The organism is Bowmanella dokdonensis, assembly GCF_017254865.1.
Classification (GTDB): Bacteria; Pseudomonadota; Gammaproteobacteria; order Enterobacterales; family Alteromonadaceae; genus Bowmanella; species Bowmanella dokdonensis.
The window spans coordinates 497,056-521,747 of sequence record NZ_JAFKCV010000002.1; the positions used below are offsets into that span (position 1 = coordinate 497,056).

At 57.0% G+C, this 24,692-nt stretch carries 30 protein-coding genes; 9 read left to right on the forward strand and 21 right to left on the reverse strand.

The window, feature by feature from the left end:
- Window positions 1-34: 34 nt before the first annotated feature.
- Window positions 35-811, reverse strand: a complete 777-nt coding sequence (locus J0A66_RS05445; RefSeq protein ID WP_206572762.1) for a transporter substrate-binding domain-containing protein — start codon at window positions 809-811, stop codon at window positions 35-37.
- Between the two features lie 124 nt (window positions 812-935).
- Between J0A66_RS05445 and J0A66_RS05450 the strand changes: the two genes are divergently transcribed.
- On the forward strand, window positions 936-2,153 hold the full coding sequence (locus J0A66_RS05450; RefSeq protein WP_206572763.1) for a diguanylate cyclase: 1,218 nt from the start codon (window positions 936-938) through the stop codon (window positions 2,151-2,153).
- A gap of 70 nt (window positions 2,154-2,223) precedes the next feature.
- Here the strand turns inward: J0A66_RS05450 and J0A66_RS05455 are convergent, their stop codons facing one another.
- The 8 genes from J0A66_RS05455 to J0A66_RS05490 form a co-directional block, all read right to left on the reverse strand.
- On the reverse strand, window positions 2,224-2,676 hold the full coding sequence (locus J0A66_RS05455; RefSeq protein ID WP_206572764.1) for an AAC(3)-I family aminoglycoside N-acetyltransferase: 453 nt from the start codon (window positions 2,674-2,676) through the stop codon (window positions 2,224-2,226).
- 21 nt (window positions 2,677-2,697) lie between these two features.
- Entirely contained in the window at window positions 2,698-4,113 is a 1,416-nt protein-coding gene (locus J0A66_RS05460) for a serine hydrolase domain-containing protein (protein WP_206572765.1), read from the reverse strand.
- Between the two features lie 299 nt (window positions 4,114-4,412).
- Entirely contained in the window at window positions 4,413-4,988 is a 576-nt protein-coding gene (locus J0A66_RS05465) for an amidohydrolase family protein (protein WP_206572766.1), read from the reverse strand.
- A complete protein-coding gene (locus tag J0A66_RS05470) occupies window positions 4,985-5,392 on the reverse strand; it encodes a GFA family protein (RefSeq protein WP_241264024.1) in 408 nt (135 codons plus the stop codon). Before J0A66_RS05470 ends, J0A66_RS05465 begins: the two co-directional genes overlap by 4 nt.
- A complete protein-coding gene (locus tag J0A66_RS05475; RefSeq protein WP_206572767.1) occupies window positions 5,389-5,826 on the reverse strand; it encodes a cupin domain-containing protein in 438 nt (145 codons plus the stop codon). The genes J0A66_RS05470 and J0A66_RS05475 overlap by 4 nt, the downstream gene beginning before the upstream one ends.
- Window positions 5,827-6,141: 315 nt before the next feature.
- Complete coding sequence (locus tag J0A66_RS05480; RefSeq protein WP_206572768.1) at window positions 6,142-6,543, reverse strand: SRPBCC family protein; 402 nt, start codon at window positions 6,541-6,543, stop codon at window positions 6,142-6,144.
- Window positions 6,544-6,799: 256 nt separating this feature from the next.
- Window positions 6,800-7,285 (reverse strand): VOC family protein, encoded by a 486-nt coding sequence (locus J0A66_RS05485; protein WP_206572769.1) that lies wholly within the window; start codon window positions 7,283-7,285, stop codon window positions 6,800-6,802.
- 289 nt (window positions 7,286-7,574) lie between these two features.
- A complete protein-coding gene (locus tag J0A66_RS05490; RefSeq protein WP_206572770.1) occupies window positions 7,575-8,132 on the reverse strand; it encodes an NUDIX hydrolase in 558 nt (185 codons plus the stop codon).
- Between the two features lie 323 nt (window positions 8,133-8,455).
- Here J0A66_RS05490 and J0A66_RS05495 point away from each other — a divergent pair, with 323 nt between their 5' ends.
- Window positions 8,456-9,034 carry an NnrU family protein gene (locus tag J0A66_RS05495; protein WP_206572771.1) on the forward strand — a complete coding sequence of 193 codons (579 nt, stop codon included), beginning with the start codon at window positions 8,456-8,458 and terminating at the stop codon, window positions 9,032-9,034.
- 24 nt (window positions 9,035-9,058) lie between these two features.
- Here J0A66_RS05495 and J0A66_RS23935 read toward each other — a convergent pair whose 3' ends face one another.
- From J0A66_RS23935 to J0A66_RS05525, 7 genes are all read right to left on the reverse strand, one after another.
- On the reverse strand, window positions 9,059-9,574 hold the full coding sequence (locus J0A66_RS23935; RefSeq protein ID WP_206572772.1) for an alpha/beta hydrolase: 516 nt from the start codon (window positions 9,572-9,574) through the stop codon (window positions 9,059-9,061).
- Window positions 9,463-9,867, reverse strand: a complete 405-nt coding sequence (locus J0A66_RS23940; protein WP_206572773.1) for an alpha/beta hydrolase-fold protein — start codon at window positions 9,865-9,867, stop codon at window positions 9,463-9,465. Before J0A66_RS23940 ends, J0A66_RS23935 begins: the two co-directional genes overlap by 112 nt.
- Entirely contained in the window at window positions 9,864-10,769 is a 906-nt protein-coding gene (locus tag J0A66_RS05510) for a serine hydrolase domain-containing protein (protein ID WP_500676665.1), read from the reverse strand. Before J0A66_RS05510 ends, J0A66_RS23940 begins: the two co-directional genes overlap by 4 nt.
- Before the next feature lie 31 nt (window positions 10,770-10,800).
- Complete coding sequence (locus tag J0A66_RS23985; protein WP_500676666.1) at window positions 10,801-10,902, reverse strand: hypothetical protein; 102 nt, start codon at window positions 10,900-10,902, stop codon at window positions 10,801-10,803.
- Between the two features lie 23 nt (window positions 10,903-10,925).
- Window positions 10,926-11,873 carry a glutaminase gene (locus tag J0A66_RS05515; protein ID WP_206572775.1) on the reverse strand — a complete coding sequence of 316 codons (948 nt, stop codon included), beginning with the start codon at window positions 11,871-11,873 and terminating at the stop codon, window positions 10,926-10,928.
- 2 nt (window positions 11,874-11,875) lie between these two features.
- Window positions 11,876-12,217, reverse strand: coding sequence for a 5-carboxymethyl-2-hydroxymuconate Delta-isomerase (locus J0A66_RS05520; protein ID WP_206572776.1), 342 nt, complete (start codon window positions 12,215-12,217; stop codon window positions 11,876-11,878).
- A 109-nt stretch (window positions 12,218-12,326) separates the two neighbouring features.
- Window positions 12,327-12,539 (reverse strand): hypothetical protein, encoded by a 213-nt coding sequence (locus tag J0A66_RS05525; protein WP_206572777.1) that lies wholly within the window; start codon window positions 12,537-12,539, stop codon window positions 12,327-12,329.
- Window positions 12,540-12,705: 166 nt separating this feature from the next.
- Between J0A66_RS05525 and J0A66_RS05530 the strand changes: the two genes are divergently transcribed.
- The 7 genes from J0A66_RS05530 to J0A66_RS05560 all read left to right on the forward strand — a co-directional run bounded on the left by J0A66_RS05530 (window position 12,706) and on the right by J0A66_RS05560 (window position 18,743).
- Window positions 12,706-12,939, forward strand: coding sequence for a ChaB family protein (locus J0A66_RS05530; RefSeq protein ID WP_206572778.1), 234 nt, complete (start codon window positions 12,706-12,708; stop codon window positions 12,937-12,939).
- Between the two features lie 15 nt (window positions 12,940-12,954).
- Window positions 12,955-13,482, forward strand: coding sequence for a hypothetical protein (locus tag J0A66_RS05535; RefSeq protein WP_206572779.1), 528 nt, complete (start codon window positions 12,955-12,957; stop codon window positions 13,480-13,482).
- A 194-nt stretch (window positions 13,483-13,676) separates the two neighbouring features.
- The gene (locus J0A66_RS05540; RefSeq protein ID WP_206572780.1) at window positions 13,677-14,243 is read left to right on the forward strand and encodes a type 1 glutamine amidotransferase domain-containing protein; all 567 of its coding nucleotides are present in this window, start codon (window positions 13,677-13,679) and stop codon (window positions 14,241-14,243) included.
- A 395-nt stretch (window positions 14,244-14,638) separates the two neighbouring features.
- A complete protein-coding gene (locus J0A66_RS05545; RefSeq protein WP_206572781.1) occupies window positions 14,639-16,264 on the forward strand; it encodes a hypothetical protein in 1,626 nt (541 codons plus the stop codon).
- Entirely contained in the window at window positions 16,261-16,938 is a 678-nt protein-coding gene (locus J0A66_RS05550; RefSeq protein WP_206572782.1) for a sulfotransferase family 2 domain-containing protein, read from the forward strand. The genes J0A66_RS05545 and J0A66_RS05550 overlap by 4 nt, the downstream gene beginning before the upstream one ends.
- Before the next feature lie 10 nt (window positions 16,939-16,948).
- On the forward strand, window positions 16,949-17,737 hold the full coding sequence (locus J0A66_RS05555; RefSeq protein ID WP_206572783.1) for a Stf0 family sulfotransferase: 789 nt from the start codon (window positions 16,949-16,951) through the stop codon (window positions 17,735-17,737).
- Window position 17,738: 1 nt separating this feature from the next.
- Window positions 17,739-18,743 (forward strand): glycosyltransferase family A protein, encoded by a 1,005-nt coding sequence (locus tag J0A66_RS05560; protein WP_206572784.1) that lies wholly within the window; start codon window positions 17,739-17,741, stop codon window positions 18,741-18,743.
- A gap of 165 nt (window positions 18,744-18,908) precedes the next feature.
- Here J0A66_RS05560 and J0A66_RS05565 read toward each other — a convergent pair whose 3' ends face one another.
- The 5 genes from J0A66_RS05565 to J0A66_RS05585 are packed head-to-tail and all read right to left on the reverse strand — an operon-like array spanning window position 18,909 to window position 24,688.
- Window positions 18,909-19,970, reverse strand: coding sequence for a polysaccharide pyruvyl transferase family protein (locus J0A66_RS05565; protein WP_206572785.1), 1,062 nt, complete (start codon window positions 19,968-19,970; stop codon window positions 18,909-18,911).
- Between the two features lie 11 nt (window positions 19,971-19,981).
- Window positions 19,982-21,397 carry an oligosaccharide flippase family protein gene (locus J0A66_RS05570; protein ID WP_206572786.1) on the reverse strand — a complete coding sequence of 472 codons (1,416 nt, stop codon included), beginning with the start codon at window positions 21,395-21,397 and terminating at the stop codon, window positions 19,982-19,984.
- A 2-nt stretch (window positions 21,398-21,399) separates the two neighbouring features.
- The gene (locus J0A66_RS05575; RefSeq protein WP_206572787.1) at window positions 21,400-22,314 is read right to left on the reverse strand and encodes a glycosyltransferase; all 915 of its coding nucleotides are present in this window, start codon (window positions 22,312-22,314) and stop codon (window positions 21,400-21,402) included.
- On the reverse strand, window positions 22,311-23,573 hold the full coding sequence (locus J0A66_RS05580) for an O-antigen ligase family protein (protein ID WP_206572788.1): 1,263 nt from the start codon (window positions 23,571-23,573) through the stop codon (window positions 22,311-22,313). Before J0A66_RS05580 ends, J0A66_RS05575 begins: the two co-directional genes overlap by 4 nt.
- On the reverse strand, window positions 23,573-24,688 hold the full coding sequence (locus J0A66_RS05585) for a glycosyltransferase (RefSeq protein ID WP_206572789.1): 1,116 nt from the start codon (window positions 24,686-24,688) through the stop codon (window positions 23,573-23,575). The genes J0A66_RS05580 and J0A66_RS05585 overlap by 1 nt, the downstream gene beginning before the upstream one ends.
- Window positions 24,689-24,692: the final 4 nt, after the last annotated feature.

A 24,692-nucleotide genomic window follows, 5' to 3' on the forward strand; every position in this document is an offset into this window, starting at 1 on the left:
TATCCAGATGTAAAGAAGTGTGTCTTTGTCAGGCTTACCGGGCAATTTGTTCAGAGGATGGAGGCGCCAGAGCCTCTATCAGCTTGTAGTGTTGCTTGAGCTGTTGTATCTGGGCCTGGTGTTCAGATAAGAAGCGATCAAATTCCTTAATCAGCCCGACATGTTCGATGGTGGACAGGTGAAAGCCCACTGCCGAGAGCGGCAAGCCAGGATCCATCACCAGCATGCCACTTTGGCCCATTTCCGAAAGCAGGTGACGGGCCACATTAAACTCCACATCGGCACCATCGGCCCGCCCCAGCAACACCATTTCCAATGCAGACAGGGCGTCGGGCACTTCCACCACACGAAATGGCTTACCCTGCTTGAGCTTCAACCACTCAATGGGCGTGAAACCCCGCGGCACCGCCAACACATGGAAATTGGCCACACCTTTGCCGTAATCCGGCGGTCTGACCATGGTTCCCCCCAAAATGTTCACCAAAGGGGAAGAGTAAACCCGCCGCATCCCTGTGGATTGAAAGTCGGCCCAGGCAGGATTATCCGGGTAAAGCAGATCAATGGTATCGCCCTCAAACAATTCCTGACGTGCGCGTTTAATCGGTAGTGGCAAAAATACGAACTGATGGCCACTGTGGCGGCTAAACAAGGCAAACACCTCAGTGGTGTAACTGGCCCTGGCCCCGTCACGATGAGTAAAATCGTAATGGGGATAGTAGTCCTGACTCTCCACTCCGATCACATACTCGCCGGCTGCAGCAGCCAAACTCCCGGACAACATAATCAGCAACGTAAGACGTATCAGCGGCAACTTCAGTCCTTGGTGATTTTTATCAAAGCATAGTGGCTTTCAGGAAAATATCAGTTGGCTATCCGACAAGACAAGCGGCGCAGAAATTCATAGAATGAGGCCAATACCGGTACCGGAGTCATACGTGCACAATCTGCAGTTACTGGCCAGGCGCGCCCTGCCTGCCCTGTTGTTTCTGATGGCCAGCCTGATTATTGCCACATCGGGACACCCGCAATTGGTCAAATGGTTCGGTCAGCTCACTTACCTGCCAGTCATTTCCCTGCTTATCGCCGCCCTGGTGGCAATGAAGTTTTCCCGCAGTCGTATGGTTTTGTGCTGTCTGTTGCTGGTCAGCATGGAGTTCACCGGCTTTTGGCCGGCCCTTGGCGAACTGGCCGGCGTTACGTTGCCGGTTACCGCTATCCTGATGGCGCAGCTGGGCTGGCTGCTATGGAGCAGGGACAAGGGATTCGCCCCCCTCAACGCCACCATAAGCCTGTCGCAGCTTGCCGCAGTGGCCGTGGGCACGACCTTATTGTTCCATCAGCTCAGCCTGCAGCCGCAAAGCTGGCTGGCGCCAATCAACGCCTGGTTGTATCCGGATCTGGCCCGGCACTTTTCCGCCCTCGAAGCGGTATTCTATCTGTTGGTTCTGTTATTGGGACTGGGCCGTCTGGCCTTTAACCCAACGAATAACCACTGCGCCCTGTTTGTCAGCATGCTGATGCTGCCCATCCTGCAGTATCAGAGTCAGCCGCTGGTCAGTCAGGTGGCTCTGTTTGCCCTGGCGGTACTCTTTTTGTTCTCCATTATCCTCGACAGCCACAATATGGCCTTCCGGGATGAGCTGACCGGTATCCCTTCCCGCCGCGCCCTGATGCAGTATGTGCAGACCCTGGGCGGAAAATATGTGGTGGTAATGGCCGATATCGATCACTTCAAGGCTTTTAATGACACCTACGGCCACGATGTGGGCGATCAGGTGCTGCGGATGGTGGCGAGTCGTATGACAGGTATTACCGGCGGTGGCCGGGCTTTCCGTTATGGCGGCGAGGAATTCACTCTGGTTTTTGCCCGTAAGGACGCCGACCAGGTGGAAGAGCACGTGGAGTCACTGCGCCGGAGCATCGCCGACTACAAGATGGTAATCCGCGCCCCGGACCGGCCGGTGAAGAAGAGCCGCGGCAAGAAGAAACCGGTGAAAAAATCCGGCCTGCGCCAGTTGGTACAGGTTACCTGCAGTTTCGGCGTGGCGGAAAAAGGCAAGGATCAGGGCAGCTTCGAAGCGGTGATGAAACAGGCCGACGTGGCCCTCTACCAGGCTAAAAAAGCCGGGCGTAATTGCGTCAAACTGAGCTGATGCTGAAGCGGCTGATTGTCAGCTTCCTGAACTGATTTCAGGCTTTCTTACCAACCGGCCGCTCCTGTTATTACATCAAATCAAAATGCAGCACTTCCTCTTTACTGCCCAGCTTGCTGTACAAGGCAATGGCCGGCCTGTCCTCCTCATTGGTATCGGCCTGCACAAAGACGGCCCAGGCGTCTATTTGCCGGGCAATTTCCCTGAGATGGTCAATCAGCGCCGTGGCCACCCCCTGGCGGCGATGCGCCTTGTATACCGCCAGGTCGTAAATATAGATTTCGCTGCGCGGCTGCTCGAATTTTCGCAGCACATAGGCGGCCAGTCCGCCAATCACCTGCCCCTCCCGGTGCGCGACGAGGGCAATAAAGGTCTGATCTGCCAGCAACCGCTTCAGGTAAGCCACATCGGGTTTATTGCCTGTATAGGTGGGCAGATCATCAAATACCTCGCCGAACATCTGCAACAATCCGTCCATCAGAACAAGATCCTGCGCGCCAAGACGTCGAAGACTAAAGGCCATAGATGCCTCCCAAAAGGTTGACTAATCCCCTTGCAACAGGTCCAGCCAGGCCGCGGCCCCGGCAGCGCTGAAGGCTGTTTTCAGGCTGGCCTGATTTTCTTCCTGTACCAGCAACTGCTCAATGGCCTGGACGGCCCGCTGGCTGTCGAGGCGTCCTTCGAACAGATCCAGCACAAACTGGTCGATGACGTCAGCCGCCTCCTGTTTTCGTTCCGGCGCAAGATCCGATGGCTGTACCAGCATACTGTTGGCTGCATGCAGCAGAGTAGACGTAAAAGCCGGTGAGCGGGCGATAAAACCACTCATCCTGCCCAGTTGTGCGGGGGGAATACTGCCGATATAGCGCCAGACCAACTTATCGATTTGCTTAACCAGCGCCTCGCCCTGGGGCAACAGCAACCGGATGACCGGCCGGCGTAACAGCTCCCCATTGGTGCTGTTGGTCAGCATGACCATGGCCTCCTGATCTTGTGGCAGCACTACCAGTTGCGCGAACAACCCCGCCTCGCGACCATCGTGCATCAGGGCGGTCTGACTTGCCAGTGGCGCCAGTTTCCAGCCCAGGCCGAACAGCTCGGCGGGATTGTCGTGCAGGGCCTGTGGACTGGCCATCTGGGTAAAGAGGTTATCCGGCAGGCCGGCGCCCTTGGTCACCCAGGCGGCAAATCGTCCCATATCTGCGATAGTGCTAAAGGTATTGGCTGCGGCGTTGGGTGTACGCTGCTTGTCGCCCATCTCCACCGGCTTGGCCTGCTGATCAAAACGCTGAGTCAGCTGTGGATCCATGGCCGGATCCCAGCCCATGGAGGTGTGCGTCATACCAGCCGGGGCCAGCACCCGGGCCTGCATCAGCTCGGACAGGCTCCGGCCGGTCTTTTTCTCTACTGCCCGGCGCAGATATTCAAAGCCCTCGCCGGAATATTCATGCCGCTCACCCGGTGCAAACATAAAAGCCAGCTTTCGCTCGCCGCGCCAATTGGGCAGGCCGCTCTGGTGACTGAGCAAAATGCGCGGGGTGAGGTGCTGATGACGCGGATCATCGGCAAGATCCGGATCCACCCAATGCTGACTCAGGTTCTCGTCCAGGTCCAGCTTACCTTCTGCCACCAGTTGCATCACCAGTGCGGCAAACAGGGGTTTGGTCAGGCTGGCCACGTTAAATACCGTCTCCCGGGTAACCGGCTCTGTGCTGTTGCGCCGGCCCAGTGCCCCCTGCCAAATCACCCTGCCGTTCCCGATACGGGCCACCGCCATCCCCGGCACCTGGTAGCGCTGCATCAACTCCTGAAGCTGTGACTGGATCTGTTCCGGTACAGGCTTGGATTTATCATCGGCCCGGGCCATGCCGGTGCAGGCCAGCAGCAAGAGAAGACCGGGCATCAGTCTGCCCAGTATTCCGCCCCAAGGGTGGGCTATGTATCTGTTAATTGATTTCATGCTGTTCCTTATTATGAAGCCTCCCTCCCGACCTCCAGCCACCTGCCCCTTTTGGCCGTGACTGACAAGAGAAATCTTTTCACCCGCTTATCGGGGCAAAGTCAGCATAAAAGAGACAGCAATGAGTACAAGCCCATCCGGCTGGAACGAAGGCTCCGGCCGGTGTTTGTGGGGCAGTACAAAAGATGCACAGCCCTTGCAAAAAGCGGCCTGGGGAGGACAGAAAAGGCAGATGTAACAAGTGGGGTAAAAATGTTACGTCGGATGTCGCCCGTCAAAACGGCCTGTAAGCAGTCCGGTCAGCGACGCACCAGCTCGCGGGCCTCCGCCTCACCGGCCGGCTGGGTCATCGGGCCGTTGCCCCCTGGGCCGTTGATATAGTGAGCCGTGGGAAAGACGGCGGGTCCGGCCAGTCGCCCATGCTGAATCGAATCAGCCAGGGCCAGTACCTTTTGCGGCTCGGCGCTGCCGGCGGTCTGTACCGTAGTGACCCCGCTGGCCAGCCACAACCGTGCGGCAGTCTCGCCCAGAAAAGGAACACCCGGCATATGGGTATGATCATGCATGCCCACCAGGCCGGGGATCACTGTATGGCCCGGCAGATGCAGTACCCTGGCCCCCTCAGGCACAGACACAGCATCGACCTGACCCACTGACTCAATGCGCCCGTCACGAAGCAGCAAGGTTTGGGCACGGCGGAGTGCACTACCGCTGCCGTCCAGCATATCCACGCCCACCAGCGCCAGCAAAGGATCGTCGTAGGCCACAAAAGCCCGGGGCAAAGCAGATGGCTCAGTAGCATCCGGCATTGCGGCACGGGCAACCAGCAAAGCTGCCAGTAACGGCCCGGTCTGCCAGAAGCCGGATAGCCTCACTCTCCCCTTCCCTCTGGGTATTGGGGCAGGCCATCGGCAATCAGTGTCCAGTTGGCCTGGTAGCGGGTATAGATATGGGCACCGGGTTTTACCGGCACTGGTTCGTCAAACAGGGCAATGGCAATCTCCAGCCCATCGCTGGGAGCGCCTTTTGAGCGAAACGCCAGGCTGGCGCCGCAATTGGTACAAAACAAGCGGCTTGTGCCGTTATCCGCCCGATACTCGCGCACCAGTGCCTGCCCCGCCAGCCAGCGGAATTCACTGACGCCCACCAATGTCCCAAAGGCCGCCCCATGGAACTTGCGGCACATGGTGCAATGACAATGGGCAGCCTGCTGACTGAAGCCGCCTGCCTCAAAACGGATTTGTCCGCACAGACAACTGCCCTGATAGGTTTTGTTCATAGTATTTCCTTGTCCACTTTGGTTACCACGTCCCCTGCAGGATGCTGAGCAAACCAGGCTGAAATGGCCGGCATGGCCTGCTCAAAGTTACCGGGAGCTGAAAAGTTCAGTACTCCGGCCGGTTGGGCGCTGCGGTTCTCAAAATCATGGGTCTGCCCGCCCGGCACCAGAACAAATGAACCCTGCGTGGCATCGAGCCAATGATCGCCGATAAAAAAGCTCATGGTGCCTTGCAACACGTAGAACACGTCATCCTCTTCATGTGAATGGGCGCCCGGTCCCCTGGTATTGGGCTCCAGCCACCATTCAGAAATGGAGTATCGCCCTGCGGTTTCATCGCCATCTGCCTTGAACAGGGCCGAAATGCGCCCCATCTGATAGGCCCGACCCTCCCCGGGCCGCAATACAACAGGTTGTCGTTCTGCCGAACTCATCGCTTAGCTCCTTTAATTGTTTTACCCTGGCTCTTTTGTGATGAGGCAGCCAACTGAAAAAGTGCACCCGGTCATCAGCCCACTTAAGGAGCCGTTCAAGGAAATGAAATACCCGCCGCACACTTTGCCCAACTTGCTGAATCTGTGCAAATTTCGGTCGTCGTATCCATCACCGCCTGGGTGAAGGCCCGCACCAGGGGACAACGGGAAGCTTGTTTATCGGCAATTCCGGCTAGACTCTCTTCCTTCATGGGGTTTGTATTTACTTTGATAAAGGTTGGAAAGAACAAGTCAGAGGGTGGCGCTCCCTGCCAATTAAGTATGGCCTTCCAGAATGGCTTTTAACTGAGCCAAGTCCTTTTTCACCGCATCAGCATCCTCAGCGAACTGAGCATCTGACATATCCGGTCGGCGAATCAGGGTGAAGATAAACTCGCTGCCCTCGCCGTTGGGCACTACCCGCATGGGATTATGCACCACCACGCCGGACGCCAGTTCGACATCATGATCCATCACACCAAAGGGATTGTCCGGCACAAACCGAATTCTGATCCGGCCAAAGGGCGCATCTGTCACCCAGGCCTCCCCTTCCCTTCTGACTTCCGATCGCGCCAGCCCCGCGGCCCAACGTGGCAGATTCTGAGGTCTGGAAGCAAACTCATAGACCCGCGCAGGCGGGCAACGGATAGTGATGCTGATATGTTTAACTGGGTACATCGGCCCCCCTTGTGCTGAACTGATTCTTCAATTCCTGCCTTGTTAGCACAATAGACACGAAGATCTCGAGGGAAAGGCCAGTGATTTGCTCTGAAAAGCCCTGAGCCTTGTCCCCCCTTAGTGTGCATTTGTGCTCTTCCTGGTGAACCCCCTCCCCGTACCGCAGAGGGCGCGGATATCTGTCTTCCGTACAAAGATCCCCACAGGAAATCGGGGCAGCAACACCCGCTGTTCGCAGGTATCGCTGTACCGCTGCTTAACCGCGAACAGCCGCCTCAATGGCAGCAATATCGATTTTCCTCATCGTCATCATCGCATCGAACGCCCGCTTGGCAGCCTGGCGATCGGAACTGGTAAAGGCGTTGGTCAGAGCCACAGGCGTAATCTGCCAGGAGATGCCCCACTTGTCCTTGCACCAGCCGCATTCGCTCTCCTGTCCGCCGTTGCCGACAATGGCGTTCCAGTAACGATCCGTTTCCTCCTGGTCTTCGGTAGCAACCTGAAAGGAAAAGGCTTCGTTGTGAGTAAAGGCGGGGCCGCCATTAAGGCCCAGACAAGGAATGCCGAGCACGGTGAACTCGACGGTCAGAACGTCCCCTTCCTGTCCCGAGGGGTAATCCCCTGGGGCGCGGTGCACTGCACCCACTGAGGAGTCGGGGAATGTCTTGGCGTAAAACCGCGCGGCTGCCTCGGCGTCGTCGTTGTACCAAAGACAGATGGTATTCTTTGCAATGTTGGTCATAAGGCTCTCTCCTGTAATTTGTGGACGACAATTATGTAGCTTGTCCCGGGTAGACGAATAAGGCACAGCCATTTCGACAAGCAGGAAAATAATTTTTTCCTGGGTGACGAACTGCTCAGTGCCGCAGTGAAATTAGTCCCTGGCTCGCGGGATTGCACAAAGTGTTTGTCGGATAAAGATCCTGAAATAGATGAGGGCGAGGATGCTTTACTCCCCCCGGATTCCGCTGCGCTTCATCCAGGCTACGCGGACCCTACCCGGGAGAAGGAGCCGGGCCTCCAGGACCACCCTATTTACCAGCACCAACAGAAAACAGCGGATAGAACTCTTCCACCACCTCGAACTTGTTCACGCCATCCTCCCAGTGCATTTTCTGCGTACCGCCCCAGACCGTATCGGGGTGCGCCGTAATCTGCTCTATCTTGTAGCGGATATGCGGCAGGTTAATCAGCTCCAGGGCCTGGTCCACCGGCAGCCACCTGGCCTGATCTATCCCTTCAGGCAACTGAATATCCGGCTTCTGAACTATAGCCACATGGATTAACCGGGTGGAGGTCTTCTGCTGCTGGCCCATTAGCAGGACAAATACCCCCCTGAGTGAGGGATCAACGATTTTCAGTCCGTAGCTGCCGGCCAGTTCGGTCAGTCCCTGCCTGATGGTATTTTCCTGGTCCTGATACCAGCCCGGTGTAACCCACAGTTCCCTGTCCTTAATTTTCACCACCAGCAATTCGTTGCTGTGGTTGAAAACCAGCAGACGATGGAAGGTTGAAGGAGTGACGTCCTGCTTCGCGCACAGGGCCTGGGCGCCCAGCAGGGCAATCAACAGGGTAAGTAATCTAAGCATTGAGTCTTTCTTGAACGTTTTTCTGCCTGTCCACTGTGCAAAATCCAATCAGAATTGGAAACCCCCAGTCTGAATTTGTAACACTTTTTCTGGTCTTGGCAGCCCTCTGCCCGAGTAGGCGGTCTGGCTGCAAATCCATTTCTCTTCTTAATTTTCTCTAAGGCGCCGCTTTCCCATTTTGTTCGGCCAGGATCCGAAACAGTACCCTTACCGCCTTGATGACATTACACCTGCGGCATTTTAGGAACTACACTAACCCTTGTGATCGAATGGTCATAAATACACAGAATAAATTTTTAAAAACAAATAGATAGGAATTTTTTATGGTTATTCTCATACTGGGACTGGTGCTATTCTTTGCTGTGCACTCGGTGGCCATGGTCAATCCCGCCTGGCGGGATCGTATGGTGGGCAAGCTCGGCCCACTAACCTGGAAAGGACTTTACGCGCTGGTGGCCATTGGTGGCCTGGCGTTGATTGTGGTGGGCTACAGCCAGGCACGGCTGGACCCGACAATCCTCTACACTCCGCCCCTTTGGACGCGGCATTTGACGTTTTTGCTGCTGGTGCCGGTATTTCCCCTGCTACTGGCCGCTTATCTGCCCGGTCATATCCGCAGCGCCACCAAACATCCCATGCTGGTGGCCACAAAAATCTGGGCTTTGGCACACCTGATCTCCAACGGCACCCTTGCCGACGTTTTGCTGTTTGGTTCCTTTTTGATTTGGGCCTTGGCGGATCGAATCTCCCTTAAACGCCGCTCTCCCTCAGCGCTCCCTGGCCTGCCCACCAGCGCATGGAATGATCTTATCGCTGTGGTAGGTGGTTTGGCGCTGTATGTGCTCTTCTTGTTTGGCGGCCACGCCTGGCTGATAGGCATGCCCCTTATCTCAGGTAGATAAATCAACCCTGGCAGTGCTTTGCGGTCATGGGTTGTGGCCGGCAAAGAAATCGGCAAAAAACACCAACTGATATTCAATGCTTTTCGCCCAGTACTGCCAGTTGTGGCCGCCGGGCATTTCCAGATAGTGATGGGGGATCTGCTCCTTAACCAGCGCCTGGTGCAGTTGGCGGTTGGGTGTTAAGAAAAAATCCTCCAGGCCGCAGTCGATAAACAGGGCCTGGCCGCTGGCTTTGATCTTATCCAGATTATTGACGATAGCCATGCTGTCCCAGAAAGATGCGTTCTGCCGGCGGTCGCCGAGCACTTTATCCAGTCCCCACCTGCCCTCATAGTCGCGCGGATCCACCCCGCCGGCGGTGCTGGCCAGGGCACCGAACTGCCCCGGATGATTCAGGCCGATATGCAGCGCCCCGAAACCGCCCATGCTCAGGCCCGTAATGCCCCGCCCTTTTGCTTCGGCAACAGTGCGGTAATGTTTGTCAATATGCGCCACCAGTTCCGTGCCGATGTAAGTGCGATAGCGGCTCTGTTCGGCCACCGGGCTGTCCAGATACCAGCTGTCGATGGCATCACCAGAATCATCTGATAGCGATCTGCCAGGTCTTCCACTTCTGTCCCCCCGGCCCAGTCCTGAAAACTGCCGCCATGGCCGTGCAGCAGATACAGCACCGGATAGGGCTGTTCGCCCTTTTGATAGGCATCCGGCAATACCACCGTGGCCCGGTGGCTGAGATCCATCGCCTGACTGGGGACGCTGATTTCCTCGACGTGATAGGCCGCAGCCTGAGGGCCAAACAGCAGGCCCAGGCAAAACAGAACAGAACGGATCATGGTTGACTCCCTGTGGGTATAGCCAGAATATCCAGAATAATGGACCTGGCCTGATCGTGATAATAAAACACCCTTGTCATATCGGCCGGGTGCCAGGAAACATTCTCCAGCACCACCAGGCTGATCTGCTGGGCCGGGTAATATGCCAGGGTGGAAATGTAGCCAGGTACATAGCCGCTATGGCTGAACTCCGCTATTGCACCTGGCGTAATTTGCAGCCCCAGCCCATAGCCCAGTTCCCCCCATCGATGCTCCCTCACCGTCGAGGGTCGGATCATGGCCTGGTAAGATTCTGCCTCAAGATACTCGCCCTGATGCAGGCATCTATTCCAGGCCAACATATCTGCAGCACTGGCCACGACCCCGCCGCTCGGTAAAGAAAAACGTGGGAAAGGTTCAGAATTAAGGGCGATGCTGCGTTCCTGGTCCTCAGTGTGACCCTCGACAAGACGGCCCTGCCCGGCCTGATACCAGGCTTGCAGGCCAGGCATATTGCACGCCTCGGCCAGGGTCAGCAGGTTTTGCCTGTAGTCACTGCCACTGAGTTCTTCGAGCACCCGGCCGGCCAGATTGTAGCCTGCATTGCTGTAAGCAAAGATCTGCCCGGGGGCGGTTTTAAGCGGCTGGTCCAGGCGCACCAGCCCGGAGGTATGATTCAGCAATTGGCGGAGGCTGATGGGATCCTGCCAGCTATGCTGCCACTGGGGCAGCAGCGTCTGCACGCTGCTATCCAGGTTGTGGCTGGATTGCTCCAGTTGTCTGAGCAGCATAGCGGCACTCAGTTGCTTGCTGATGGAGCCGGTGACAAACAGATGATCCATCGACTGGGGCTCACGCTGTTGTCGATTGGCCCAGCCCGCACTTTGTCCGAACAACACCTTGTCACCTTTAGCCACCAGCATCACCCCGTTAAAGGGTCGGGTACCCGCCTTGTCACTGAGTAAATCCCCCAGCCGGGTTATCAGCACGGGATCGGCATGAGCTGCAAAAATACTGAGCAACGCCAGCATCCAGAACGCCAGTAATGGTTTCAATACAAACACTCCCTGTTTTTCATCTCAGTATACCGACAACCCCAGATGCTCGGTCAGTCGCGCAATCATATGCATACCCAGGTATGAATTACCGTATTCGTTCAGCCTGGGACTCCAGGCACAGATAACACCAAAGCCCGGTACAACGGCCACGATGCCGCCGCCTACTCCGCTTTTGGCAGGCAGCCCCACGGTAAAGGCAAACTCGCCGGATTGGTTATACATGCCGCTGGTGGAGAGAATGGCGTTGACCCGGTGGGCATTGCGCCGGGGACAGATAACACGTTCAGTGTTGGGTTGGACACCCTTGTTTGCCAGGAAAGTCAGGCTTCTGGCCAGTTGTTCGCAGGTCATGTTCACCGAGCACTGGTAGAAATACTGATCCAGCACTTTGGGCACCTCTGCCTCAATGTTGCCAAAGCTCTTCATCAGGTAGCCCATGGCCGCATTGCGGTTACCGTGCAGTTTTTCCGAGCGGAAGACCTTGTCATCGACAAAGATATCCTCGTTGCCGGCCAACTGGCGGATAAAACCGATAAAAGCCGTTTTGCTGGAAGAATAATGGCTGACCAGCACATCGGCCACCAGAATGGCGCCGGCGTTGATCACCGGGTTGCGCGGAATGCCATGCTCCCATTCCAACTGCATGATGGAGTTAAAGGGCATCCCGGAGGGCTCCATATTGACCCGTTTCCACAGGCTGTCACCCAGGCGGTTCATGGCCAGTACCAGACCGAAAATTTTCGATACGCTCTGGATGGAAAAGCCCGTTCTCGCATCACCGGCACTGAATAACTGCCCGTCTATGGTCGCCACCGCCAGACCTGCCTGGTAGGGATTGACCTCAGCCAGCACAGGAATGTAATTGGCCAGCTTGCCGCTGTCGGGCAATGCCTTGGCTTCTGCCACCAGGGCCTCGCAAAAGGCTTGCAGATCCGTATCCGGCTGCGGGGGAACTTGTGCTCTGTCCATGCTTAAAGCAATACCTTGGCGTAGCTTTCCTTGTGCATATCCAGCACTTCGGCGGTGATGGATAAGTGGCTTAATTTCAGTTCTGTCAGCCTATCCAGCACCGCCTTGGCCAGCGCAGCTTTCTGTGCGTCCGTGCGGCCCGACAGAATACGCAGTTGCACATGGATAAAGTCGGCCACCTGATCCCCCACCATATAGTAGTCACAGGCAATGGCCCTGGTCTTGATGGCTTCAGGGGTAAACAAGCCGGAGGCAACAGCCCCCTCAAACACCGACTGCATCATGGCTTCAGGCATGACCCGGGTTTCCAGGGCCTTGGAATATTCGACAACACAATGGGGCAAGGCGCTCTCCAAATAGCAGGTTTTGCGGCGTCTCAAGATAACGGCTGGACAGGGTCAGTACAAGCACAGGTTTTCGTGTAATTTTTACAGCCTGACCGGGTCTGTTTTTTCATTTGTTCCGGTCTTTTTCCGGCTGCTTGTCCGTCGGGTTCCGTTCTTCCCGGGCCAGCTTTTTCTGCCGGTTTTCCTCCACCAGAAACTCCAGCGCCGCCCCCGGGTCTTCCTCCCCACACACGGAGGAATCCTCTGCACTGCCTGCCTCTGCTTCCTGATGGCTGAGCCGGTACTTGTGCCCGGGCCCTGGGTCTTTTGGTTTGCTCATGGGACTCTCCTCACTCGTGATGCCTAACTTGTCACTCGTCACTCGTCACTCGTCACTCGTCACTCGTCACTCGAATAAGTATAGGCCCTGAGCCAGCCGCGGAAGAACTGGAACGCCATTTGCAAAAATCTTATTGCATGTCAGGCCGAAACAGCGAGGAATCATCATGCCCTATCAAGAACGTTCAGATTTACCCGATTTTGTCCAGGATGACCTGCCGCCCCATGGGCAGGAGATTTATAAGGAGGCGTTTAACCGGGCATGGGAAGAGTACGAGGACGTGGAAAAACGCAAGGATGATGAAACCCGCGAAGAAGTTTCCCACAAGGTCGCCTGGGCTGCGGTTAAGCAGCAATACCGGCAGCGTGATGACGGCAAGTGGGTCAAAAAACAGGCTTAGCCTGAAGGAGGCAATATGAAGGCCAACATCATTGATGAAGAACACATCAGCAAGGTCGGCGGCATCTTCGAGCAGGAGGCAAAGGCCAAGCAGGCCATACAGAGCCTGATGACAGAGGGTGACTTCAGGCAGGAAGAAGTGAATCTGGTACCGCCGGGGGATAAATCCTTTGACGAAAAGATTGAAACGGATGATCTGGCGGTGAAACGCACATTGCTTAATTCCCATATCATCCTTGGGCTGATAGCGGTTTTGGTAGGCCTGGGCGTTGCCGCATTGCTGGTCAGCTACGGCCCGGCCTTTACTCAGTCGAGCCCAATGATGACCTTTATTGCCCTGGGTATTCTCAGTCTGTTCCTGGGAATGATGCTGGCCGGCTTTATTTCCCTGCGCCCCGACGAAGACAGACTGGTCAACAAGGTGCGTAAAGCCACTCTTAACCACCGGTGGGTGGTAGTGGTGCAGGCTAAAGACAAGCAGCATGCCGAACAGGCCAGAAATATCTTAAAGCGGTCAACCGGTTCCCTGGCTGAAACCTTTTAATCTTTTGGTTTCACCCATCAGTCCCCTCCCGTTGGAGACAAGCTTCAGGGACAAGGACGTCCCTTATTTTCCCAGTTAGGATCCAGGTTTCTATCCCTGGCGCAGGCATTGCTCCTGGCACAGGCATTGCTCTGGTTAACTCAGGCGCTCATTGAGAGCGGCCCTTCGTGCCAATCAAGATAAAGGAGGACAACATGGCAGAGAAAAAAACATTACAAGGCAAGAAAGTCGCAATTCTGGCCACCAACGGCTTCGAACAAAGCGAGCTGACCTCGCCGAAACAGGCCCTGCAGGACGCCGGCGCCGAAGTGCACATCGTCTCGCCGGAAAAAGGTAAAATCCGTGGGTGGGAAAATACCGACTGGGGAGATGAAGTACAGGTGGATAAAACCCTCAGTGAGGCCAAAGCCGAGGATTACCATGCGTTGGTGCTGCCTGGCGGACTGTTTAATCCCGACGCCCTGCGTCAGGATGAACATGCCGTGCGCTTTGTACAGTCATTCTTCAAACCCGGTTACAACAAGCCGGTGGGCGCTATTTGTCATGGGCCCTGGTTACTGGCCGAGGCAGGCGTTCTCGAGGGCCGCAAGGTCACGTCTTATCCCAGCATCCAGACCGATCTGAAAAACGCAGGAGGCGACTGGGTCAATGAGGAAGTGGTCTGCGACAACGGCCTGGTGACCAGCCGCAAGCCGGACGATTTACCGGCCTTTAACCGAAAAGTCATTGAAGAGATCTTCGAAGGCCGTCACGCGGCCTGATCCGCGCAGGGCTGGTGCGGCTCCCCCCGGCCAGCCCGGCGCCCCTGAGCACAACCTGTCAGGTTGGCGCACTCCTTGCGATATTCCTCTTAAACCTGGCATGAGCCAGATTCAACATCTTCCAGCAGATTAGCCAGCACTTTATTAAGTGTTTGTTTATATGGATATTTTTCTATCTCAACTGGAAAGGAAGGATTTATACAGTGAGAGAAACGAGCAGCGGTCACATCATATTGCGTCTCCTGTTGGCAACAGCTTTTCTGTCAACGGGTTTCGTCGCCTGGTCGGACAGCCCGCTCCGTTCACAGGAAAACCTCAGGCGCCCCGCCCCCAGGCCCACCTCCCTGCCCTCCCTGTCAGTCATGGAGGCTGGGAAGGTCAAGGCTACAAAAAAGATGCCTCTGTCGTCCATCGGCGACGGATCCGGTCCCATGGTCTCTCAGCCTCAGGTGCGTATTACTCCCCTGTTCCATTCGGCCAGCATCACCCTCTATGGCATGAACTCCACCCACAGCGCCTGGGTGGAGTTCAGTGAACAGGGACAGGAAGACTGGAATGAAGCCCTGCCGCTGGTCTTCGATCCCATCGAAGGGGCTCTGTCCGGCAGTCTGGTGCGGCTAAAGCCGGACACCCCATACCAAGTTCGGCTGGCATTGTACGCTAATGGGGACTTTACCGGAGAGCAACAATACCAGTTCCGTACCCGCGCCAATCATCCCCCAGTGGATCCGGAGCGCGTCTATCGTCTGGCCGATATCTATCAGGGCGGCACGCTGGATCTGGAAGCCCTGGGTATCGAAGGACGGCCCGGAGGCTGGGCCAAGATCGTCGGCGACAAAGACACCTGGATACGAACAGAACAGGGGGAGAAATTTGCCATTAATATTGGCGACAACAGCTACATCCACTTTGAAAACATCCAGGTGGATGGCGGCGGCCGCCATGCTGTGACCAGCCTTAACGCCCATCATCTGTGGTTCAGCGACTGCGAGATTTCCGGCTGGGGCCGGGAAGCGGGCATTGAAAAGGACGGCCTGGCCTATGAGAATGAACAGGCCACCGAACCTATCAACTACGATGCGGGCTTTCATCTTCGCAGTACCGGCGTGGTGGTCGTGGAGGATTGCCAGGTCCATTCTCCGGTGCCCGCGGCCAATCACTGGGGCGATGGCCACCCGCAGGGCGCCACGGCTTTTCTGGTGCTGGCCAACCACCCAAATCCCGACTACCAGGGACAATATGTGCTGCGCCACAACCGCTTTTTCGGCACTAATGAGCACAGATTCAACGATGTGATAGAGAGCCGGTCAAATGGCCAGCCCTGGGGCGGTTTCCTGCGTGACTCGGCGATACATGACAACTACCTGGCCTATGCCAATGACGATCTGATTGAACTGGATGGGGGCCAGCACAACGTACTGGTGTACGACAACGTACTCGAACAGGGCTATACGGGCATCAGTGCAGTGCCCAATATGCTCGGGCCCAGCTATATCTTTAATAACTTCATCCATAATCTGGGCGACGAGCGCCAAAAGGCCTGGGCGGCCATCAAACTGGGCGGCCTGCAAAGCGCCCCTGCCGGCCTGACCCATATTTTCGGCAACCTGATTATCAGTCGCAGCAACGGCATCGCGGCAGCCGCCTTCAAGGGCGACAGCAGTTACTGGGTGCATGCACAGAACAACGTGCTGGTCCACGACAGGTACTGGCAGGTCATGGGTTATGGCATCTATGACAAAAAGCCCACTCCGGCTTCACGTTACCTGAACAATTACATTTTCAATCTGTATACGGGGCAGAGTGAATTCGAGGCGAACCTGGACGTGGGCTTCCACGACACCGGACAGCTTAATCAGCAATTTGCCCTGGACCTTGCCGAATCCTGGCGCCAGATCACCCTGGACGTACCCGAATCGTTGCATCTGCCTAACTTCTCACGCACCACTGAACAGGGTGAGCTGATTATCGGCGTGGCGGCGGATCTTTCTTCAACCGAATCACAGGGAGGGACCAGGTGATATCCCATCGGCACCAGTGTATTTTTATTCATATTCCCAAATGTGCCGGCACCAGCATCGAAACGGCGCTGGGCCATTTTAACGGCCATAAGGGCCGGGAAGGTCAGGATCATCGCAGTATTCGTATGCTGCAGCAGCCGCTACCCCTGAGCAAGGCTGTTCGCAATATGGAGAACCTCAAGGATGTATTGCGCCGGGTACGGGACAGATACCGCAACCCGGCCAATCCCAACAATGCACTGACCGTCGATCCCAACCAGTATCAGGAGTATTTCAAGTTCACCCTGGTCAGGAATCCCTGGGCCAGGGCCTATTCCTGGTATAAAAATGCCATGCGTGATCCTATTCACCAGCGCAGCTACGGCATTGACCCGGACCTGGCCTTCAGTGCATTTTTGCACCGTTTTGCCGGCCGGGGCTTTCTGCGCCCGCAAACTTACTGGCTGAAGGATTTCAGCGGCAATATCCCGATGGACTATGTGGGCAGGTTCGAAACCCTTCAGGACGACTTTATGGTCATTGCCGGCAAGCTCGGTCTGCCCCCATCCATCCTGCCACACCGCATCCGGGGCGAAAACAGCGATTACCGTCAGGCGTACTGCGATCGGACCATCGAACTGGTCGCCCGGCATTATCAGGAAGAAATCCAACTTTTTGGTTACCAGTTTGAGTAAGGGAGAACCCATGTATCTGTACGAAAACCAGTTCAGCCGGGAACATGACTTTGCCACGGATGCCAGGGCGGGAAAATTCCTGGTCATCGCCTCAACCCCGAGGTGCGGAAGCCATATGCTAGGCCATGCCCTGCACCAGATTGGCTGCTTCGGTTTCCCCCTTGAATACGCCAACCCGGTCAACTTGCCCGAATGGGAAAAACAATTGCAAAGGCAGGGCTTCCCTGAAGTGCTGGATGAACTGATGCGCCGGCGCACCTCAAGTAACGGCGTCTTTGCTATCAAGATCCATTATGAGCATATTGCCACCTTTGGCGGCTTCCCGCCTCTGATGCGTCATTTCCCCAACGCTTTTTACCTTTTGCTGACCCGCCGGGATGCGCTCAGGCAAGCGGTTTCCCTGTCCCGTGCCAAACAGACCGGTGTCTGGATTGCCGGGCAGCAGGCCAGCACCCACCCTCCCCAATACAGCTATCAGGACATTAACCAGAGTCTCAAGCGGGTACTGATGGATACCGCAAGCTGGCGTTACCTGCTGGCCTCTCACGGTTGCCGCCATCTGGAAATGAGCTTCGAGCAGGCCAGCGCCGATCTGGATGGCACCGCGGCGCTGCTGGCCGGCAAGCTGGGCATAGAGGCCCCGTCCAGGACCGCCCGTCCCGTCACGCACAGACAGGGCGATGAGCTGAACCAGCAATGGTATGAAAGATTCCTGCAACAACACCGGGCATCATCAGACTCTCTCACCCGTCAGGACGGTCTGCTGGATAAAGTTTTCAGAAGAATGCGCGGAGGCTGACATGCTGCAGGAACCAGACTATATCGTTTCGATCATTGTGCCCGTCTACAACCGGGCTCATACGGTGGCACAGACCCTGGCCAGTATTCAGCAACAGACCTATCCCTATTTTGAGGTAGTGATAGTGGATGACGGCTCCACCGATGGCAGCGCCGAGGCGATCAAACCCTTCCTCAGCGACGTGCGGTTTCACTACCATTACCAGCCCAACAGCGGGCGACCCTCTATCGCCCGTAATCGTGGCGCCATGTTAGCCAGCTACGACTGGCTGGCGTTTCTTGACTCGGATGACCAGTGGCAGACGGATTACCTGTATGCCCAGGTCAGCACCCTGCGCAGCTTTGCCAGCCAGAAGGTCAAACTGGTTTTCAGCGACAATCGCAAGACCCTGGACGGCAGACCGGTGTACGACAGCTTTATCCGCCAGTTGCATCTGCAGGAGGAGCTTGAGCTGGCCACCAGTGAGAAGAATCGATTTGGCCGGCGGTTCGACCCCCTGCTGTTTCAACGGGCCCTGTGCAGGACAGGTTTTCTGATGACCCAGGGGATCCTGGTGGAAAAAGCGTTATTCCTGCACGCCGGCGGCTTCGACGACAGGCTGAAGTTTGCCGAGGACACCGACACCTGGCTGACCCTCTGCAACCTGACCCCAGTTGCCCAGTGCGCCGGCGTCGGCTTTACCTATTGCTGCCATCAGGACAATCTTACCCGGCATAAGGTTGACCGTTTCTACGCCGACACCCTGCAGGTGTTACGCAAGCATGAGATGCGACTGGCCAATGACAAGCCGTCAGTCCAGCACCTACGGGCACGTATACTCAAGTACCAGATTCAGCGTCTTGCCGATTGTGGGACACCCGCAGAGCAGGAGCTATGTCCAGCCCAACCCCGCCGGCTGGGGCTGGGGAGCTTTTTCAATGTGACCTGGAATCGTGAGCTGCTGCGCACCCTGGCCAGGAATCTGCCGCGGTTGCCGGCCTTTTTGTTCAGCCGCACCGCCGGATAGTGGAGCAAATCTGAGGGTCACTGATTACCGATAAGGCAGCCATATGAAACCTGCCTGTCTTTGCTTTTTTGCGCAGGAACGCGAAAACGCAAAGACAAGGAGCCGCTTTTGCAACTCCTACTCTGGGCGCGAAATGATGGGGTCCCAGCTTCGCGATTACATTATTCAGGCAGCCCGCTTGGGCAGATCGTTGAAACCGTCCTGCCGGTCGGCGGCCAGCCTCTGCAGTGCCTGGTACAGACGTTGTCTGGCGGCCTGAAACTGCTGTTCATCACTCAGGTAGCCCTGTTGGCTGGCCAGCCCCTGCAACTGGGTCGCAGTGCGCGATATCCGGCCGGTTGGGTGATTGCCTATAGCATTGAGCAGCGGCAGCAAGAGCTTGCGACGAATTTTCAGGTAACGCCTGCGCCTGGCCATGATACTGCGATCCCTTCGCCGGGCCTGTTGGGCAGCCAGTTCTCTGACCGCGGCAGACAGATCCGGTTGTTCGGTGGAAAGACTGGCCAGATTGGCATTGTCATTGAGGGCCACCGCCGCCATCTTATCATCGAGCCAACCGATACGGGACGGCGGATGGACAAACACGGGACGTACCCTGGCGCCCACCGCCAATGCCCAGTCATTCCATTTGAAACGACTGATCTCGCGACTGCTCCAGACCGGGATCCAGGGTACCCGGTAGGCATCGGCAAGAATAGCCGCATGCATGGACTCCGCCAGCACCAACCTGGCCCGAGCCAACTGGCGAATCACCTGCTTGGACTCGTCTCTCGGATCGACCAGGGCGATCCCCGCCATCCGGCAGACTTTGCCCCAGTCGCTGCGGCGCATGCTGTCAAGATGGGGTACAAACACCACCTGCCGGTCGTTGGGCGGCAGAGGGGGGACTTCCAGTACATCAGGGATCAGAATGGCAGGGTCGGCTAACACATAGTCCTCACCATACCCCAGCAGACGGGCGGTCAGCGGTCCGCGAAAGCCGTAACAACGACAATGGGGCTGATGGATAAAGTCTGGCAGACTGCCGTAGCCGGCCCCCGAGCCCAGCACCACCAGCCTGTTCGCTGCCGGGAGCTGGTGGGTCAGCACTGTGCCGGCACCGGCGAGCATCACATCGGTATTGTCGTCCCAGTCACCCGGCAGTAGCGCCCGCCACAACCAGGCATTGAGGTCATCACCAAAATTCCCCTCCTTGCCCTCTGGCGATTGCCAGTAATGAACATGCATTCCCTTCTCCCTCATGTCCTGGTCCTCATGACCAGCATCAATCCTTTGTACCAATTGGGTTTAAGCAGCGAAAAGCTGATCAGGTAAACCAGCAGGCCGGTGAGCACGGCGATCAGTATCATGGCAAAATCCATGGCAAACTGGCGGGAAAGCATCCACACCACCCCCAGCATTAAAGTCGATGCCAGCAGGATGCGTCCGTAATCATATGCCAGGCGCTGATAATCCAACTGCGTCACCCGGCTTATCTGGTAACACTTAAAACCCAAATCCAAAGTGGTATGAACCGTCAGGGCCAGCACGGCAGCCATGGCCCCCAGGGCGGGTGACAACCACCAGACCAGCCCCAGACTCAGCAGCGAGAGGCAGATATCCGCGCCCACCCCGATTCTGGCCTGGCCCATGGCCGCCAGCGTGGCGGGCACATACAACACCAGGCTGCGCAGGGCCGCCAGCAGGGCCAGGATCTGAAACAATACGATGGCGGCATGCCACTTCTCATCGAAGGCATAACGGATGATATCCGGCCCCACCGCCAGGGCGCCGACAAACAGCGGCACCATCAACAACGCCGTGTATACGCTGAGATCCGACACGAATCGCCCCACCTGATGCCCTTCGTTGGCCCGCCTGGCAATGGCCGGCAGGGCATAACTGAGCAGTCCTTCGCTGAGCGCCTGGCGGGGCAGATCGATCAGGCGGTTGGCGAAACTGAAGTACCCCACCACAGTGGTGCTGGTGGTCGCACCGAGCAGTAAAGTCATGCCCCTGACCAGCATGCCGCGGCTGAGCATTTTCAGGGCAATGGAGCTGCCTTCTTTGGCGATAGACAAAAACACCGGCCAACTTACCGGGCCCCATACGTGCTGCCAGCGCCCTCTGAGCAGCCAGAGCAGGGCAAAGCAATCCATGACCACCGCCTGCAAAACGATGGCCCAGGCCCCCGCGCCGCCCAGTGCCGCGCCAATCCCGGCCAGCGCGCCGAGCACTTTTCCGGCCAGGGTGCGGTTGGCCAGGGCCTTGAAATTACGTTCGCGCCTGAGCATGGCGACCAGTGGCCTGGCCATGACACTGGCCAGCAGTTTGAGACAGGCAAAGGCCACCAGGGCCACAAACAGTCCGTCGTCGCTGGCCAGCCAGATGGCACCTACCAACACCACACTGGTGACCAGACTAAGGGCGCCGCCCAGCCAGAATACCGATGCGGCGCTTTTTGACATATCGTCCCTGCGACGCACCAGGGGATCTTCGAGCAGGCTGCAATAGACCACCCCGAATGTCTCCGCCAGAGTCAGGGCCAGCACCCCCAGACCAAACTGGCTGGGCCCCAGCAGTAAAGCATAGAGAAGGAAGGAGCAGACCGAGATCCCGATCAGGCCGAACTTCTCGAAAAAGATCCAGCTGAGGTTGATGACTCTGTGTCGCATGATCAGCGTAACTGGTTAAGCAGGTTGAAATTTCCCACCAGGCTGCCATAGGCATTAATCAGTGCATGACGGCTCCAATAGACCCGTCCACCGGACAGTTTCCTGGCCTTCTCGAACAGATTCCGGTACTGGGGCACATTATTGGCCCGCAGGGCGTCGCGGAAAAACTCTTCCAGGTTTTCATACCAGATATGGTCGACCTGCCTGCCCTTGACTTTAGCCATGCGGATCAGGCGTTCCACACACTGGATACGATACTGGTAATTCCTGTCGCTGCAGGCGGTCAGGTTGCCTTCGTGATTGACCTTGCGCACTGTCACCTGTGGCACAGTATGCACCTGGCCGCGACAAGCCAGACTGGCCCAAAGCAGCCGGTCCTCACCAAAGCGTATATCCTCATCGAAGCCGCCTACCTTACGAATCGCCTCGGTGCTGGCCAGCACCGAGGAGGTGGCGTTGATGACATTACGGGTCAGAAACTGCTCAAATACCCAGCCGTCCTTGTGCCTGTCAATGGTCAGCACCCGGTCCTCTCCCCAATGCACTTCGGCAAAGGTGTCGATCAGCACCGCCTGGGGATGCAGGTTGGCCAGCTCAATCTGCATTTCCAGTTTATGCCAGTGGACCCAGTTGTCGTCCGCATCGAGAAAAGCCACCCAGGGTCTGGCCGTCTGGGCCACACCGTGGTTGCGTGCCGCCGCCGGGCCACCGTTTTCCACCTGGCAGTAGCGAATCAGCGGAAAATAACGGGACCCTCGTATCACCTCATCGGTGTTGTCGGTGGAACCGTCATTGACCACTATCACCTCGCCGGGCAACTCCCTTTGCCGGAACAGGGATTCCAGGGTGTCCTGAATAAACCCTGCGCAGTTATAGGCGGGGATCACCACCGCAATGTCTTCTGTTGTATATCTCACAGTACCTCCTTGAATCTGTATTGGCGAAGCTCGCCCACGTAGCGGACAGCAGTAAAAGAAATCAACGCAAACAGGAACATGTCGAAGCTGTTGTGATTGATGATCACAAAAGCCACATAGTTCACCATAAGTTGCAATATCAGGATGCTGATCAGCGGCGCGAACAGCAGCCCCTGCGGATGGTAGATATAGGCTCTGGCGGCGTTGAACAAACTGGTGCCGACCAGGGCGACAACCAAGCCCAGGCCGGCTATTCCGCCGTGCAGTAGCGCTTCGTAGTAACCGCTGTGGGCATTGCCTATATAGCCCCAGCGATCGACAAAATCGGCCACCGCACTGCTGGCCCAGAAGGCGCCAAAGCCGTAGCCGAATGTCGGCTCCTCGGCCACATAGTCATCCATCAGTTCCCAGATGACCACCCTGTTGGTCAGGGTGGGATCGCGACCAAGCAGGCCGAGTAACACGTCGTACAGGTAGAAGCAGACCAGACCGCCCAGGAGTAGCAGAGCGCTGATCATCACCAGCCGGTGGAAATTGACCTGTGGGCGATAGGTGCGTAGATAGGCCAGCAACGCCACCATCATCAGGCCGGCCAGCAGGATCACTGCCGCCGTGGCCGAGCGGGACAGGACTAAGGCCAGCAGCAGGACAGCCAGCAAAGTCCGCTCTGTCCCGGTACGGAAGTGACCCAGGCCCACCAGGATGAGGACGGCATAGGCATATGCCCTGGCACCGGCATTCTTGTCGGCGAAAATGCCGACGAAGGCATGCTCCCGTAATCCGCCGCCCACTGAAACCAGGGAGGGACTGACCAGAAGCAGCAACAATCCAATCAGCGCGGCCACGCCGACGGCATTGGCGAAAAAACGCATCAGGGAGACCGGCTCAAAGCTTTGTACCAGTACATAGGCCGCCAGCACCAGGGTGGAAAAGGCAATCACCCGGCGAAAGCTGATATCCGGCTCGTAGGACCATGATATGGACAGGCAGAAATACCCAATCAGCAACAGCCACCAGATACCCCCCGTAAACCGGAAAGGCCCTTCCAGGTGTCGCATTCGCCAGAACAGATAGCCCCCCAGACCAAATAGCATCACACCCATCAGTTGCCTGGGCAGGTTTCCGCCGGCGTTATAGTTCAACATATCTTCTGCCTGGCCCGGCCCGAACAGATTGCTGGCGAAATTGAGAAAGGCGCAGTAATAGATCAGCGCCAGCAGCAGATAGCCCCGCTTCAGACTGTCCAGACTCAACACCATCAGGCCGGCTTCCCAAGCAGCAGTTGGCGGTAACACAGGGCGGCATTGTCGGCCCGGTAGGGTTGAACCGCCTCCGTAAGACGCAGCCGGGTCTGGCGGTCAGGATCATGGCTAAGACGCAGCACGATGGCCTCGGCCAGTGCCTTGACGTCGCCGTCACGGACCAGGGGCGCAACAGTGCCGTCACGCAGGATCTCCCTCGGTCCATGGGGACAGTCAAACGCCACCACCGGGGTACCCACTGACATGGCTTCCACCAGACCGTTGGGGCTGCCCTCGAAACGCGAAGACAGGACAAACAGATCGGCCTGTTGGACTTCGGCAATAGGATTGGCCGTGTAACCGGGCATATCCAGTCGCTCCGCCACCTCCAGAATCGCTGCCTGCTTGGTCAGTTTGGCGCGAAGCTCCCCTTCGCCGAAGATGATCAGATAGCAATCGAGGGATTGACAGACCCTGGCAAAAGCCTCAATCAGCAGATCAAAGCCTTTCTGATGGCTCAGGCGCCCCACCGCCACCAGTACCTTGCCGGGCTTTTCCCGCAGCCAGGGATGGGTCGCAGAGGCACTGGCGGCCTCTCGGGTTTCCTCGGCAATCACAGGGTTCGGCGCACAGGTCACGTTGTCGGCCCGCACCAATGTATGGGCGATCAGATCCTGCGCCACGCCACGAGAGACAGCGATCACCGGTCTGGGCAGCAGCCGGTAAAGCAGCGGCGCGAGGCCATAGGTCGCCTTCATCAGCAGGCTGCGGTTAACCTGTCGATCCAGCGAAAAGGTATTGCGTTCACTGACCGACAGCCTGCTCAGCCACCCCAGACTGGCACAGGCCAGGGCCGCAACGACATTGACATGGGTCAGCACCGAGAGGATGGCATCCGGGGCGCGGTGCTTGAGGTGCCGGCGCAGGGGCATAAAGGCTTTCAGGGTTCGCGGGATACCCAGCTCGCTGACCTGCACCCGCTCACTGACAAAACCCAGGTTGTCGCCGCCGCTGCTGAGCAGCACCAACTCCACCTGGTCCTCGCCCAGGGCCAACTGATTGGCCAGACGAACCATCATCTTTTCGGCACCCCCGCCTCGCAGGTCATGCAGAATGATCATGATGTTTGCCATCCTA